This window comes from Paraburkholderia sp. BR14320 (genome assembly GCF_040948665.1).
GTDB classification, from domain to species: domain Bacteria; phylum Pseudomonadota; class Gammaproteobacteria; order Burkholderiales; family Burkholderiaceae; genus Paraburkholderia; species Paraburkholderia youngii.
This window is the reverse complement of sequence record NZ_JBFPKG010000010.1, coordinates 124,545-139,101: the sequence shown is the minus strand read 5'-3', so window position 1 is coordinate 139,101 and position 14,557 is coordinate 124,545. Positions and strand designations below refer to the sequence as shown.

The 14,557-nt window shown below is 62.3% G+C and carries 15 protein-coding genes and 1 pseudogene; 11 read left to right on the top strand and 5 right to left on the bottom strand.

Going from position 1 to position 14,557, the window contains the following annotated elements:
- Positions 1 to 114 precede the first annotated feature (114 nt).
- The 3 genes from AB3X89_RS12970 to AB3X89_RS12960 all read left to right on the top strand — a co-directional run bounded on the left by AB3X89_RS12970 (position 115) and on the right by AB3X89_RS12960 (position 3,450).
- Positions 115 to 1,521: an MFS transporter gene (locus AB3X89_RS12970; protein ID WP_368583629.1), complete on the top strand. Its 1,407-nt coding sequence runs from the start codon at positions 115 to 117 to the stop codon at positions 1,519 to 1,521.
- 108 nt (positions 1,522 to 1,629) lie between these two features.
- Positions 1,630 to 2,820: a porin gene (locus AB3X89_RS12965; protein WP_368583628.1), complete on the top strand. Its 1,191-nt coding sequence runs from the start codon at positions 1,630 to 1,632 to the stop codon at positions 2,818 to 2,820.
- Between the two features lie 75 nt (positions 2,821 to 2,895).
- Positions 2,896 to 3,450, top strand: coding sequence for a hypothetical protein (locus AB3X89_RS12960; protein ID WP_368583627.1), 555 nt, complete (start codon positions 2,896 to 2,898; stop codon positions 3,448 to 3,450).
- Positions 3,451 to 3,535: 85 nt separating this feature from the next.
- On the opposite strand, the gene AB3X89_RS12955 is transcribed toward AB3X89_RS12960, so the two are convergent.
- Positions 3,536 to 3,913 (bottom strand): winged helix-turn-helix transcriptional regulator, encoded by a 378-nt coding sequence (locus AB3X89_RS12955; protein ID WP_368583626.1) that lies wholly within the window; start codon positions 3,911 to 3,913, stop codon positions 3,536 to 3,538.
- A 165-nt stretch (positions 3,914 to 4,078) separates the two neighbouring features.
- Here AB3X89_RS12955 and AB3X89_RS12950 point away from each other — a divergent pair, with 165 nt between their 5' ends.
- Positions 4,079 to 4,963 (top strand): alpha/beta fold hydrolase, encoded by an 885-nt coding sequence (locus AB3X89_RS12950; protein WP_368583625.1) that lies wholly within the window; start codon positions 4,079 to 4,081, stop codon positions 4,961 to 4,963.
- Positions 4,964 to 5,090: 127 nt separating this feature from the next.
- Here AB3X89_RS12950 and AB3X89_RS12945 read toward each other — a convergent pair whose 3' ends face one another.
- The gene (locus tag AB3X89_RS12945; RefSeq protein ID WP_368583676.1) at positions 5,091 to 6,152 is read right to left on the bottom strand and encodes a DMT family transporter; all 1,062 of its coding nucleotides are present in this window, start codon (positions 6,150 to 6,152) and stop codon (positions 5,091 to 5,093) included.
- Between the two features lie 128 nt (positions 6,153 to 6,280).
- Here AB3X89_RS12945 and AB3X89_RS12940 point away from each other — a divergent pair, with 128 nt between their 5' ends.
- From AB3X89_RS12940 to AB3X89_RS12910, 7 genes and pseudogenes are all read left to right on the top strand, one after another.
- Positions 6,281 to 7,261, top strand: coding sequence for a chromate resistance protein ChrB domain-containing protein (locus tag AB3X89_RS12940; protein ID WP_368583624.1), 981 nt, complete (start codon positions 6,281 to 6,283; stop codon positions 7,259 to 7,261).
- Positions 7,258 to 8,439: a chromate transporter gene (locus AB3X89_RS12935; RefSeq protein WP_368583623.1), complete on the top strand. Its 1,182-nt coding sequence runs from the start codon at positions 7,258 to 7,260 to the stop codon at positions 8,437 to 8,439. The genes AB3X89_RS12940 and AB3X89_RS12935 overlap by 4 nt, the downstream gene beginning before the upstream one ends.
- Before the next feature lie 169 nt (positions 8,440 to 8,608).
- A complete protein-coding gene (locus tag AB3X89_RS12930; protein ID WP_368583622.1) occupies positions 8,609 to 9,040 on the top strand; it encodes a chromate resistance protein ChrB domain-containing protein in 432 nt (143 codons plus the stop codon).
- A complete protein-coding gene (locus AB3X89_RS12925; protein WP_368583621.1) occupies positions 9,027 to 10,283 on the top strand; it encodes an MFS transporter in 1,257 nt (418 codons plus the stop codon). The genes AB3X89_RS12930 and AB3X89_RS12925 overlap by 14 nt, the downstream gene beginning before the upstream one ends.
- 118 nt (positions 10,284 to 10,401) lie before the next feature.
- Complete coding sequence (locus tag AB3X89_RS12920; RefSeq protein ID WP_368583675.1) at positions 10,402 to 11,325, top strand: DUF1259 domain-containing protein; 924 nt, start codon at positions 10,402 to 10,404, stop codon at positions 11,323 to 11,325.
- An 82-nt stretch (positions 11,326 to 11,407) separates the two neighbouring features.
- Positions 11,408 to 12,451: a hypothetical protein gene (locus AB3X89_RS12915; protein WP_368583620.1), complete on the top strand. Its 1,044-nt coding sequence runs from the start codon at positions 11,408 to 11,410 to the stop codon at positions 12,449 to 12,451.
- Between the two features lie 163 nt (positions 12,452 to 12,614).
- Positions 12,615 to 12,773, top strand: a pseudogene (locus tag AB3X89_RS12910) (peptide ABC transporter ATP-binding protein); the annotation flags it as partial.
- Between the two features lie 166 nt (positions 12,774 to 12,939).
- Here AB3X89_RS12910 and AB3X89_RS12905 read toward each other — a convergent pair.
- From AB3X89_RS12905 to AB3X89_RS12895, 3 genes are all read right to left on the bottom strand, one after another.
- Positions 12,940 to 13,578, bottom strand: coding sequence for an alkyl hydroperoxide reductase (locus AB3X89_RS12905; RefSeq protein ID WP_368583619.1), 639 nt, complete (start codon positions 13,576 to 13,578; stop codon positions 12,940 to 12,942).
- 273 nt (positions 13,579 to 13,851) lie between these two features.
- Positions 13,852 to 14,223, bottom strand: coding sequence for a cupin domain-containing protein (locus AB3X89_RS12900; protein ID WP_368583618.1), 372 nt, complete (start codon positions 14,221 to 14,223; stop codon positions 13,852 to 13,854).
- On the bottom strand, positions 14,220 to 14,471 hold the full coding sequence (locus tag AB3X89_RS12895; protein ID WP_368583617.1) for a hypothetical protein: 252 nt from the start codon (positions 14,469 to 14,471) through the stop codon (positions 14,220 to 14,222). The genes AB3X89_RS12900 and AB3X89_RS12895 overlap by 4 nt, the downstream gene beginning before the upstream one ends.
- Positions 14,472 to 14,557: the final 86 nt, after the last annotated feature.

Genomic DNA, 14,557 nt, shown 5'->3' with positions numbered 1-14,557 from the left:
GCTAGGAGGCTCGTGACGAGCACCCACTGCCGCGCCGGCTAGAGACGATATGACGGAACCGCGCGACGCGCCGGGAGTTGCCCGGCCGCCGACGCGGCACCTCAGGAGGAGACGATGATTCAAACCCTGCCCGATGCGCGCACGGTGGACGTGTCGCGCCTGATCGACGAACAGAGGATCGGCCGCTTCGCGATCCTGCTGATCGCGTCCACATGGCTCGTGATGCTGACCGACGGCTACGAGCTCAGTGCGCTGGCGTTCGCCGCGCCTTCGCTGATTCGAGCGTGGCACATCGAGCGCAGCGTGCTCGGTCCGGTGTTCGGCGCCAACATCTTCGGCATCATGGTCGGCTCGATCCTGTTCGGCTATATCGGCGACCGGATCGGGCGCAAGCGCGCGATCCTGCTCGGCGCGTGCTGGTACGGGCTCATCACGCTCGCGACCGCATGGGCCGCGAGTGTCGACCCGCTGCTGTGGCTGCGCTTCGCGGCGGGCATCGGCATCGGCGGCGCGGTGCCGAACGCGTTCGTGCTGGTGTCGGAATTCGCGCCGAAGCGGCTGCGCGCGACCTGGGTCACGCTGATGTTCACCGGCTACACGCTCGGCGCTGGCTTCGGCGGCGGCGTCGCCGTGTGGCTCGTGCCGCACTATGGCTGGCCCGCGGTATTCGTGGTCGGCGGGCTCGCGCCGCTCGTGGTGGCGGCCGGGCTGTCGTTCGTGATGCCGGAGTCGCTGCGCTATCAGGTGCTCAAAGGCTGGCCCCGCGACGGCATCGCGGCGACCGCCGCGCGGGTGCGGCCCGAACTCGCGTTGCCGCCCGGCGCGCAGTTCGTCGTCACCGACGAGCGCCGCGTCGCCAGGTTCTCGCCACGCATGCTGTTCGCCGGCCGCCTGCGCTATGTGACGACCGCGCTGTGGCTCGCGTACATCGCGAATTCGATGGCGCTGTTCTTCCTGCAGAACTGGCTGCCCGTGCTGATCGAGGCGACCGGCGTCGCCGCGCATCGCGCCGCGCTGATGACCACGCTGTTCTCGGTCGGCGGCACGCTCGGTGGCCTCGTGCTGATGCGCTTCATCGATCGCCACGGCGTGCGGCTCGTCACCTGTTTGCCGCTGGTTGGCTTTCCGCTCGTCGCGGCGCTCGGCATGGACCTGAATACGGCTTTGCTGACCGCAGCCGTGTTCGGCGTCGGCTTCTGCGTGGCCGGCACCCAGGCGGGTCTCAATGCGGTCGCATCGATCGTCTATCCGACCAGCTTCCGTTCTAAAGGCACCGGCACCGCGATCGGCGTCGCGAAGATCGGCTCGATCTCGGGCCCGATGATCGGCGGGATGCTGCTCGCCGGACATCTGCCGGTGCGCGAGCTATTTCAGGTCGCGGCGCTGCCGGTCGTCACCGTCGCGGCGCTGATGTTCGTGCTCGGTCGCATGTACCGGCCCGGCGATGCGCACGACGACAGCCTCGCCGCGCACGATCTCGCGGGCGGCGCCGAGCCGCCGCTGTCCGCGGCCGAGCGGTAGGACTCGCAGCGGCGGCAGGGCCGGCTGTGCGCGGCGCACCGTCGCGCACTCGGCTCGCTGGCGCCTTTCATCCGCATCACCCGATTAAATCGAAACCGGAGAAGCACAATGAAAACAGCAGTCTGCACTGCTGCGGTGGTTTGCGCCTTCGCGGCGCCGCTCACGGCCGACGCGCAAAGCTCGGTCACGCTGTACGGCATCATCGATACGGGCATTGCCTGGACGAATACGGTCGCGTCGTCGATCAAGGCGCAAGGGGCCTCGCGCTGGTCGATGGCGACCGGCTGGGGCAGCGGCGACCGCTTCGGCTTCCTCGGACGCGAGGACCTCGGCGGCGGCCTGTCCGCCGTGTTCCAGCTCGAAGCCGGCTTCAGCGGACTGAACGGCACGTCGTCGCAGGGCGGCCGGCTGTTCGGGCGGCAGGCGTACGTCGGGTTGGCGAGCACGCAGTACGGCAAGCTGACGCTCGGCCGCCAGTACGACTACACGTTCGACTACGTCGCGCCGCTGATGTCCTGGCTGATGTTCGGCAGCATCTACGGCGCGCACATCGGCGACGTCGACGACAGCTTCCAGACGTTTCGCCTGAACAACAGCGTCAAGTACGAGGTGAGTCCGCTTACGGGTCTGAAGCTCGGCGCGCTCTACGCGTTCAGCAACCAGGCGGGCGGCGACGCCGGCCAGGGCTTCGCCAACAACCGCGCGTACGGCTTCGGGGTCGACTACCTGCGCGGGCCGCTGCACGTGGTTGCGAGCTACCTGCAACTGAACAATCCGTCGGCGGGGCTCGCGTCGGGGAACAATCCGACCGGCGCGATCGGCGACGAGTACAGCGGCTCGACCAGCATCTTCTATAACGCGGGCTTCGTCGAGCGTCAGCGGATCTCGGCGCTCGGCGCCGGCTATACGTTCGGCGCTGCAAACGTGAACTTCATCTTCACCAACACGCTGCTCGACTATCGCGGCGGCCACAGCCTGCGTGTCAACAACTACGAGATCAACGGGCGCTACTACTTCACGCCGGCGCTGATGGCGGGGCTCGGCTACATCTTCACCGATGGCGGTGGCTATACCGGCACCGGCGCGACGTCGTTCGCAACCGGCGACCGGCCGAAATGGCACCAGGTGGACGCGGGCATCAGTTACCTGCTGTCGAAGCGCACCGATCTGCATATGTCGATGGTCTATCAGCGTCTGGCCGGCGACGCGAGCACCGTCGCAATCAACTTCTTCGGACCGGCTGGGGCGGGGCGCAATAGTCAGATCGCGGTGCTGGCGGGGTTGCGGCATCGGTTTTGAGCGAGGCGGCGGCGGTGGAGGCTCGCGCCTCCCCGCAATGGAACCAGCGACCTAGAATGATTGGTAGGAGGGGCCATGAAACGTGGTCAGGTCGTTGGGCTCATTTGCGGTGCGGTGCTGGCCGGATGCGTGTCGGCCGGTGTCGATGTGAGCCCGGAACAGATGTCGAACTTCAAGCCGGGCGTGACTACGCTGCAAGAAGTCGTGGCCGCGCTCGGTCTCGCTTCGGTGGAGAGCGCGCTGGACGACGGCTCGACGTTACTCGTCTACACCTACGTGACCTCGCGGCCTCACCCGGAAAGCTTTCTTCCGTTCATCGGGTCGCTGGTTGGCGGCTCCGACACACATAGCTCCGCAGCCGTGTTCATGTTCGGCCCGCAGGGCATTCTCAAGAGCGCGAGTACCACGACCTCGACCGTCGGCACGGGCCTTGGCAGCGTTTCGAGCGATGTGCAGCGCAAGGCGCCGGCGGCAAGTGCCGGTCCGCCCGTCGTGGTCGAACGCGTGCAGCCGCCCGCCGTGCAGAGTATCGAGTCGTTTCCGGAAGAAAACGTGCAGTCGGCGCCTGACGATGGCGTCGAAACGTCGCCGGAAGATAACGTTCAGCCGGACTCGCGGGGGCAGCGGTAAACCGTGCTGTTCGGCACGCGTGGACACCGCCGTCCCGCTCATTGCGAATGACCGACGTCGAGTCTGGCCGAATGATTTGACAAGCCTATCGCTCCCCCAATGCATGTTGGTCATAATCTCTTTGCGCCTGCTCGATCACATGCAGGTGCTTGATCGACCAGTCATACACTGCGCCAAACGGGACCTGGAGCGTCCGCCCGAGGTCCGTGATCGAATACTCGACCGCCACGGGCGAAGTGTTGAGCACCTCCCGAGCGATCAGGCCATTGCGTTCGAGACGCCTCAACGCCTGGGTGAGTGCCTTGTGAGTGATCCCTTCCAGCCGACGCTTGACCTCATTGAAACGCGTTGGCTTCTGCGTCAGTAGCGTAAGAATCATCACCGACCATTTGTTCGCCACCTGATCGAAAAAGGATCGCGCCGCGCAGTCCGCAAAGAACACCTGGTCCACCTCGCAAGTCATGCCGGTATCCTCCTGTATATCTGCGCACCCGAAGGTGCGTAATTGACTATAGATATCCGCTGTATAACATGGCGCCAAGGTAATCGCTTCGTGCGTGGCGCTCATTAAAATCACACAGCCGCCCGCGTTCGTTCATGTTTTTTTATGAGTAGGTTAGGACGACACATGGAAATCAAACTGCGCGAACTTTCGCGTCGTGACATGCTGAAGATCGCCGGTGCGGCAGCGATTGGGGCCACTCTCGGCAACCATGAAGCCTTTGCTGCAACGAAACCACTGGCCACATTGTTCGCGACCGTGGCAGGCACGGGCAGGAGCGTCATGTTCATCCACGGCTGGACCTGCGATTCCCACGACTGGAGCTGGCAACTGCCGTTCTTCGAAAGCAGGTTCCGTGTCGTCGCTGTCGATCTGCGCGGGCATGGCAGGTCGGAACTGATGCCGTCCGGGAGTTATGCGCCCGCCGACTACGTCGCGGACATCGAGGCGCTTATCGAAACACGGCATCCCGGACAGAAGTTCATTCTCGTCGGACATTCGATGGGCGGCCAGATCGCCGCCCGACTCGCCGCAAAGCGCGCCGATCTGGTCAGCGCGGTCGTGTCCGTCGACGGCGCGCTCGGCTTTTCCGGCGCTGCTGCCGAGCTCTTTGCGAAAACCACGCATGACCTGAATGCGAGCGATCCCGGCATCGTTGTTCGAGCGTTGTTTGAGCACGTTTACGACCGCAACACCGACCCGGCATTCAAACGTTGGCACGCGAGGCGCGTGCAGGGCATGCCGGCGCATGTCGTGCGCGAATCCTTCGGTCCGCTGTTCTTCGGCAGCGATCAGGTCGGCATCGGAGAAGGGAGCGCAACGTTCTGCAGGAGCCTTACCGTTCCCGTCTATCACTTGTGTCGCGACCCCGAGCAGGCGCATCGCATGCGCCCCTGGTTCTCGCATCCAAAGTCGAAAGTGGAGGTTTGGACCGATACGGGTCATTGGATCATGCAGGACCGAAGTGGCGACGCTAACGCCGCGATTAGCGCATGGATAGACGCGTTATAGCCGGCGGCCTTCGCAACTCGACCCCGGAAAACCTCGTGCCTGAACTCGACGTTCTGCTCGATGAAATCGCAGACTTCACGCCAGACGCATTCTCGACTTTGGACTAGTTCGATCCTCGTGCGCCCAACTAGTGCTGATGCCGATGATGAATATCGGGGAAATGCGCGTGCGAATGGGTAATAGGCAGATGCACGTGAGGGTGCGTGTGCGGCTCGTCACCGGCATAAGGAAAATCATGCTCGTGCTGATGATGCTCGTCATGGCGATGCCGGTGCGTGTGTTCGAGAAACTCATGACGGTGCTCATGCTCATGCCGCTCGCGCACATGTAGCCAGATACCGAGCGCCATCAGGACCGCGGCGCTCCAGAAAGACGGGTTGGGCAGGGCGGGCCAGATGATCAGCGAAAGGATCACACCGAACAGCGGCGCAACGGAAAAGTACGCACCTGTACGCGCGGTACCAAGATGGCGAAGCGCAACAACGAACAGCACGAGGCTGATGCCGTAACCGCCGAGCCCGGTCAGCATCGCTGCGGTCATGGTTCCTGCTGACGGCAGCGCAGCGCCAGCCGCGATCGCGATGCCGAGATTCACGGGACCGGCCACCAACCCTTTGAGACACGCGATCACCATCGCATCGTTCGCCGAGACCTTGCGCGTCAGGTTGTTGTCGATTGCCCAGCACAGACACGCGCCGACGATCAGTAACGCACCTACCGGCACGCCTGTCTGTCCCGGATGCCACGACAGAAGCACGCCGCCCGCAACGATCGCCACCATCCCGAGAAAAACCTGAAGGTCGACGTTTTCCCGGAAGACCACCCAGGCAATCACGGCGGTCAACACGCCCTCGAGGTTGAGCAATAACGAACTGGTTGCCGCTGGAGTGGTGGACAGGCCCAGCATCAGCAGTGCGGGCCCGGCGACGCCGCCCATCGCTATCGCCCCGATCAGCCAGGGCAGTTCGCCTTTGGTGATGCGGGTATGCGCGCCGGACCGATGCCCGCGGGATCGGAAGGCGCGCCACGCGATGCCGACGCCAAGCCCCAGGCCGCTACCGAGATAAAACAGGCCTGCGAGCATGAATGGGCTGACTGAGCCGAGCAGCGCCTTGGCCAGCGGTGTCGCGGCGCCGAACAGCGCCGCAGCGGCCAACGCGGTGAATATCGCGCCATATCCTGATCTCACAACTTCAACCTCATGTTCGCGGCAGAAGGGACAGTTTACCGACCATTGCTGGGGCGACGGATGCAATTCGTCGTACGCAGCAAAAAGTTAACTTGTAGGGAGCGTTACTGCAATGTAACGTAATCTACATGACTACACTTTCAACCTGGTCGCTACTGGTGCTGACTCTCCCGACAGAGAACGCTACCGCGCGCATGCGTTACTGGCGTGCGCTGAAGGCCCGTGGCTGCGCTGTGCTTCGGGACGGCATTTATCTGCTGCCTCACACGGAAGAGCGCGAGCAGGTGCTGCGCGAACTCGCAGGAGCCATCGCTGATAGTGGCGGCACCGCGCACCTGCTACGCGCGGCGAGCCTCGACGCCGCGCAGGAAGCGGAATTCCGGGCACTTTTCGATCGCAGTGACGACCATGCGGAGTTCATGCGCACGCTGAAGGACGCACGCAAGACAGTTTCCGGCCAGTCAGCGGCGGACCTTACAAAGCTGCTTCGGCGTCTGCGAAAGGATTACGAAAGCATCGTCGCGATCGATTTCTTTCCGGGCGACTCCGCAACTCGCGCCGAGGCGGCGTGGCAGGACTTCATCGGTCTGGTCGATACCGTGCTTTCGCCGGGTGAACCCCATTCCGCCGAGCGGCCCATCCGAAGCCTGTCAGTAAGCGACTACAAGGGGCGCACGTGGGCCACGCGGCAACACATGTGGGTCGACCGCGTAGCAAGCGCCTGGTTGATCCGGCGCTTCATCGATCGCGATGCGCACTTCATCTGGCTCACATCGCCCAGTGCCTGCCCACCCAATGTGCTTGGTTTCGACTTCGACGGTGCCGCGTTCACCCACGTCGGCGAACGCGTGACGTTCGAAGTGCTGGTCGTCAGCTTCGGTCTCGACAAGGATCCCGCGCTGCTGCGGCTCGGCGAGATGGTTCACGCGCTCGACGTGGGCGGCGCCCCCGTGCCCGAAGCCACTGGGTTCGAAGCCGTGATGGCAGGGGCGAGGGAACGCGCGCCGAATGATGACCAGTTGCTTGATGAAATGGGCCGCGTGCTGGATTCGCTTTACACGCACTTTGCGTCGGCCGCGAAAGGCAGGGACGCTGGAGGACGATCGTGAACACCGCGACGGTGACGGCTCCAGGTTACACGCTCAGCCAACTGGTCCTGTACATGCTGCAGCTTGGCACGTTCGGATTCGGCGGACCTGTGGCGCTCGTCGGCTACATGCACCGCGACCTCGTTGAACGGCGCGGCTGGATCAGCGAGTCGGACTACCGTGAGGGACTGGCGCTCGCGCAGATGATGCCGGGACCACTCGCGGCACAGCTCGGCATCTATATGGGCCACGTGCACTATCACATCGTGGGTGCAACGCTCGCCGGTATCGCCTTCGTGCTGCCGTCGTTCCTGATGGTGGTTGGCCTTGGCTGGGCCTACGCTCATTTCGGCGGTCTCTCATGGATGCAGGCTGCCTTCTACGGGGTCGGTGCCGCAGTCGTGGGGATCATCGCGATGAGCGCGTACAAGCTCACCACGAAGACCATCGGCAGGAACAGGCTCCTGTGGGCGATCTACCTGACGCTCGCGGCGGTGACCGTCATCACCGAATCGGAGATCGTGTGGCTGTTCATTGCGGGCGGCCTCATCAACTGGTTCGTCGTTGCCCCACCGAAATGGTTGAGCAGGGGCGGACTGAACGCAGCCGCAGCCGCCCAGCTGCCGGCTGCGAGCGGCATGCTCAGTGGTCTTGACTGGCCGCTGCTCGGCCAGATCGGGCTGTTCTTTATGAAGGCGGGCGCTTTCGTGTTCGGCTCCGGGCTGGCAATCGTCCCGTTCCTTTACGGTGGGGTGGTCACCGAGCATCACTGGCTCAACGACAAGCAGTTTGTCGATGCTGTGGCCGTCGCGATGATTACGCCGGGACCGGTCGTGATCACGGTTGGTTTCATCGGCTATCTGGTCGCAGGACTCGCGGGCGCCTGCGTGGCGGCTCTCGGCACCTTCCTGCCTTGTTATCTCTTCACGGTGCTGCCGGCACCGTACTTCAAGAAGTACGGCAAGCTGCCCGCCGTCAAGGCATTTGTCGACGGCATCACAGCCGCTGCAGTGGGCGCCATTACCGGCTCAGTGATTGTGATTGCGCGGCGCTCAATCGTCGACTTGCCGACGGTTCTGCTCGCGCTCGCAACCGTGCTCTTGCTGTGGCGTTTCAAGAAGCTGCAGGAGCCAATCATCGTCATCGCCGCGGCCCTCATCGGTCTTGCTGTGTACCCGCTCATCCATGCGCACGGCTAATGGAAGCGGACGCGATGTTGATTCCCAAAGGACGATATTTGATCGCCAGTCCGTTGCTTGCCTGCATGCTTGCGCCCGCCGGCTGCAAGCAGCGGCCTGGCGAAAGAACCGAGGAAGACGACGACTGATCAAGCGTTTTGCACAGCTGTGTTCAAGGAGGAGCAGCGTTATGAAATGGATTACGCGCGAACGACCCAAAGTCGACCGTATCGCCTGCCCGTGGCTGATTGCCCGTTTCATCGACAAGGAACCGGAGTTCCTCTACGTGCCTCGCGACGTGGTTATGCGCCTCGCTCAGCAAACAGGGGCGATTCCCTTCGATGTGCCGGACGTCGAACTCGGTCATCACGGCGAACTCTGCAGTTTCGATGCCTTCCTGCAGAAATATCAACTGGACGAACCCGCGCTGATCAGGCTCGCGCGCATCGTGCGAGGCGCCGACACCAGCCGGCTCGATCTGGCTCCTGAGGCGACCGGGCTCTATGCCATCTCTATCGGCCTGTCACGCAATTTCACAGACGATCATGAGCAGTTGCGACAAGGCATGATCGTCTACGACGCGCTGTATGCCTGGTGCAAGAGCAGCAATGAACACACGTGAGGAAGGTCACACTGTTTCGCTGGCAGCGCGGATGTCAAGACGGGTGTTGCCAGCAGGAGCCGACCGCGCGGCGCAACTGCTGCTGGTAAGCCGTGGACTGCGGGGCCTCTGTGACGGTTTCATCGCGGTGCTGTTACCCGCATATCTGCTTGCGCTTGGGTTCGCCAAGGTCGACGTCGGGCTGATCAGCACCGCGACGCTGGTCGGTTCCGCAGTGGCCACGATCGCGGTCGGTGTGCTTGCCAATCGCTTTGCGGCACGCCGGATGTTTATTTTCGCCGCTGTACTGATGGTCGCGACTGGCCTTGGCTTTGCGGGGCTATCGTCGTTGCTGCCTCTGCTCATCGTCGCCTTTGTTGGTACGCTCAACCCAAGCTCTGGCGACGTCAGCCTTTTTCTCCCCCTCGAACAATCCCAGCTTGCCGGGATGGCGACGGGCGATGCACGAACGGCGCTATTCGCCCGCTACAGCCTGGTCGGTGCCGTTTCAGCCGCAGTCGGTTCGCTCGCAGCGGGCGTGCCCGCGTGGCTGGTAGCACATGCACACATGGCGGAACTCACGGCCATGCGCACGATGTTCATCGTGTATGCGGCGACGGGCGGTGCGATCTGGTTGCTCTATCGTCGCTTGCCGCCTGCTGGCGCACACACTTCTGGCCTGAGCGCACCGCTCGGCAAGTCACGGCGCATCGTGACACGTCTGGCGTTGCTGTTCAGTGTCGATGCGTTTGCCGGCGGTCTGGTCGTCAATTCACTGATGTCGCTGTGGCTCATGCAACGCTTCGGCCTGTCCGCGGGCGCGGCGGGCCAGTTCTTTTTCTGGGCAGGGCTGCTTACCGCTCTCTCCCAGCTTGCTGCACCGCGACTCGCCAGCAAGATCGGGCTGCTCAATACGATGGTGTTCACGCACATCCCGGCAAGCCTGTGCCTCATCGCCGCGGCCTTTACTGCTTCGTTGCCAGTAACTTTGGCGCTGCTGCTCGCGCGCAGCGCGTTGTCCCAGATGGATGTTCCCACGCGCACCGCCTACGTGATGGCCGTCGTTACGCCGGCCGAGCGGTCCGCCGCGGCAAGCTTCACTTCGGTACCACGGAGCCTCGCTGCATCGCTCGCACCGTCTCTGGCGGGCGGCCTGATTGGCATCGGGTGGCTTGGCGCGCCGCTTGTCGCCTGCGGCGCGCTCAAGATCGCGTATGACCTTTCGCTACTTTTCGTCTTCCGTCACGTCAAACCGGATCGCTGAACGAAACGGCCCGGACTAGTTCCACCACGCAGGCGGGAGGAAACCAGACAGAGCGCAGTTCCCGAAGAGCAAAAAAATGCTGCGTACTGGATGCACCCAGTTCAAGGAGGAATTTCTGATGTCATCGTTAAGACGCCTCTCGCATGCATTGATGATCGCCACCAGTGTCTGTGCGTTTACCAGCTCAGCCAATGCAAGGCAGCCTGCGTCAATGGACACGGCTCGCATTGAACAGATCACCGGCCTGAAGGGCACACTTTCCAAACAGGAGGGCGTGTTCAAGATCACGAAACCGCGCAACGATGTAAAGGTCCAGGTAGACGGCTGGACAATGCCACCGTTCATGGGACTCACGTCCTATGCAGCATTCAAGCCGGCACACGGTTCGCAGGTCATGATGATGGGCGACACCGTATTGTTCGAAGATGAAGTCGGTCCAGCCATGAGTGCAGCGCTCGACGCGGGACTGGAAGTGACGGCGCTTCACAATCATTTCTTCTTTGACCAGCCCAAGGTGTACTTCATGCATATCGGCGGCACGGGCGATGCCGGAAAGCTCGCGGAGGGTGTCAAGAAGGTCTACGACAGAATCGCTGAAGTCCGGGCCGCCCACACCGACCCAGAAAATGCCTTTGCTGGCCACATTGCGGAGCAGAGCAACATCACCCCTGCACCGCTGGAAGCGGTGTTCGGCGCGAAGGGCCAGACGAACAACGGCATGTTCAAGGTGGTCGTCGGCAGGACAGCCACCATGCATGGCGTCACCGTTGGCAACGAGATGGGCGTCAACACGTGGGCCGCCTTCGCCGGCACAGACGACGAAGCGGTTGTCGATGGCGATTTCGCGATGCGTGAAAGCGAGCTGCAGGCGGTACTCAAGAGCATGCGCGCATCGGGGATCAATATCGTGGCCATCCATCAGCATATGACGGGCGAGTCGCCCCGCATCATGTTCCTGCATTACTGGGGCAAGGGTAAGGCCGCCGACCTGGCCAGGGGTGTCAAGGCGGCTCTGGATGCGCAGGCCGCAATCACGCGCTAACGCTGCGCGGCCATATTCTGCGCGATGCCACCGCAGCCGCCATTCGCGCGCAGCGGTGGCCGTCGTGCCGCAGGAGGGTTTGATGAAAATCTTTCAACCTTGGCGTTTGCGCCCGGCGGTGCTCCTGTACCTCGTCCTACTCGGACTGTGTACAGCCTTGGGTGTGCTGGTGCATATGATTCCGCCCGCTGCCGGGCAGGAGGTCAACAATCTCCCACTGACACACGTCGCTGATATCCCGCTGCCGGGTCGCGCCACGCGGCTTGACTACGAAAGCTACGATCCCGAGCGCCATCTGCTGTTCATCGCGCACCTCGGCGACGCAGAGGTGATTGTCGTTGATGTGAATGCTTCGCGCGTGGTCGCACGGATTCCTGATGTTTCATCGGTGCATGGCGTGCTCGCCATTCCCGGGATGTCGCGCGTGTATGCCTCGGCGACGGGAACGGACGAGATTGTGGCCATCGATGAAGCAACACTCAAGATCGTCGCGCGCATGCCGGGCGGACATTACCCGGACGGGATGGCTTATGCGCCGGATGTGCATAAGCTTTACGCGTCAGACGAGACCGGGAGCACGGAGACAGTCGTTGACGTCCGGACCAACCAGCGCGTCACGACCATTCCGCTTGGTGGAGAGGTTGGCAACACGCAATACGATGCGCAATCGCATCACATCTTTGTCAACGTGCAGACGCGCAATGAACTGGTTGAAATTGACCCGACAGTCGACAGGATCGTCGCCCGGTTTGCCCTCCCGGGGGCCGATCACAACCATGGACTGTTGATCGATTCGATAGACCGGCTTGCTTTTGTCGCCTGTCAGGGCAATGACAAACTGCTCGTCTTCGATATGGAAGCACGGCGCGTCGTCCAGTCATTCCCCGTCGGCAAGGACCCCGACGTGCTCGCGTTCGATCCCGGCCTGGGGAGGGTCTATGTCGCTGGCGAAGCTGGCGTTGTCTCGATCTTCAATGTCAAAGGCCCTAACGTTGCCAAAATCGCTGAGGGCCGGGTCGGTCCAAACGCGCATGTAGTCGCAATCGACCCTGCCACCCATCACTCGTATTTCCCGCTGAAGAACGTAGACGGACACCCGGTGCTGCGCGTAATGGCATCCGGGTGATGCGGTGATGTCCTCTACAGCTGGGGAAGTCAGGCGTGGCTGAGTTGGGGCAGTTAAGGGCTGTTGCATCCACTGCTGGGCGGCGCCAAGTAGGCGTTTGCCCGCATTCTTACCGGAAACGCTTGAAGTGAGACCAGCCGGGCTTTTGCCCCTGTTTCCGCACATGAGCGTTCTCGAGAACGTGACGCTCGCGCCGATTCGCGTTCTGAAACAGCGGGAAGACGAAGCAGAAGAACGCGCGATGACGCTGCTCAAGCGCGTTGGCCTCGCTCACAAGGCGAAGGAATATCCGGATCGCTTGTCGGGCGGTCAGCAGCAACGCGTGGCGTTCGTGCGCGCGTTGGCGATGGACCCGATGGTGCTGTTTCTCGATGAAATTACTTCGGTACTGGACCCCACGCCGGTCTCCGAGGTACCCAATATCGTGCGCGATCTGGCGAGCGAGGGCATGACGCTGCTGGTGTCGTTCGCGGCTTGCAGGGGCGGCGTTACGACTTGCTCGCCGCACGCAGTGCCGCTCGCATGCTCATTTCTATGTCGAGAAGTCTTGCGCCGAGCTCCACGAAGCTGCTGCGCCCCTCGCCGAAAATTTCGCCGTTCATGTAGATCGTCGGCACGACGCTGATATCACGCGCGGACAGCTCACTCTGAAAAATTCCGCCGTCGATCGTAACGTTGTGAATCCGTGGATTGATCACCGCCATCATGTTCAGCGCTTGCACGACGTCCACACAGCTGCCGCACGATAACGAAATATAGGTTTCGAAATAGTAGTCACGTTCCAGTGTTCGAATCCGTTCGATGGTCGTATGGTCTGCGACGACCGGATGCCCGCCAACGTGGAGGATTGCAAGGACAAGGGACGAAAATTCAGGCCCTGTTGGGGTGGCGGCAAACTGAATGCAGGCATCTGCTCCCACCTGCCTGATTGAAAAGGAGGGCTTGCGCTCGTCGCCGTGCTGCTCCTCGACGACCGTGACCAGGTCGGTCAACGACGCAATTTCGTTCAGCATCGCCAGCATTAAGTGCGATGTTTGACTACCGCCCGGCGACACGATCAATTCGACGGGTCTGCGAAGGTTTCGCAGATACGTCTGCAGTTGTGACCTCAGATCGATGTTCAGCATTTGAATTTCGATTCCGTAGCAACCTGCACAGGGTGATGTGAGGAGCCTAACGCCACAACAACACGTGGGTACCCACAACCGGCAGCGCCGGTTGGTGGGTAGGGAGTGCCTCGCAATGCTCCCCCAACATCGGGACGATTTGGTGCGCTATCGCACACATTCAAAGCGGTCGCGAATTACCTCCAATGCTTGTCACCGTGCCTGCTTCGGCGGCAACTTCGGCCAGCGTCGAGGGTGACAATGCCACCGAAGCGTCCGCAGCGCAACTGATCTTCAAAGCTCGATGACGTATGACTGGCCGGGCTCCAGCGCACAAATTGTCAGAAAGCGAAGTGGGCGTTCCGGGTCGCAGTTGCGAAAAAGCGTATGCGGCACGTCCGTCCTGTCCTGCAAAGACGCGCCGGCCGAGTATCGTCGGGGAGCGTCGCTGCCGTATGCAGACTCGGCTACGCCTTCCAGGATGTAGACGATTCCACCAACCGGATGCGCGTGCAGCGGGGCCACGCCACCGGGTGGATAATTCACCTCGGTCAGAACGAGTTCCTGACCACTTCCCGGCATCGGCATACGTTCGAGCACGCGTCGCGTGACACCCTGAAACCCGCTTGCTCCGGTATCGGCAGCGGGATCGACAGGTTCAGTCATGGCAAAACTCCTCCCAGCGCAGGCACGATGACCCGATCGAACCCGTCGGCTGCGCTCGGCGCCTCGACCGACATCCGCATTCCGAGCGCCGTGCGCACCTGACGCTTCATTTCCACCACACGAAGGTCGACGGGCCGTGAGTGCGGGTCCTGCTGCGCCGCCACATCGTTTGCGGTGTTGATGGCATTCAGTACCGCAGTGAGGCCGGTATCGAACACGTCGTCGAGGGCGAGGACGCCCAGCTTCATGGCGTAAACGCTATCAAAGTTGACATTTACCGCAATGGTACAGCGGGAACGGCGCACCTACATTACTCGTCACCGAAACCCGTTTG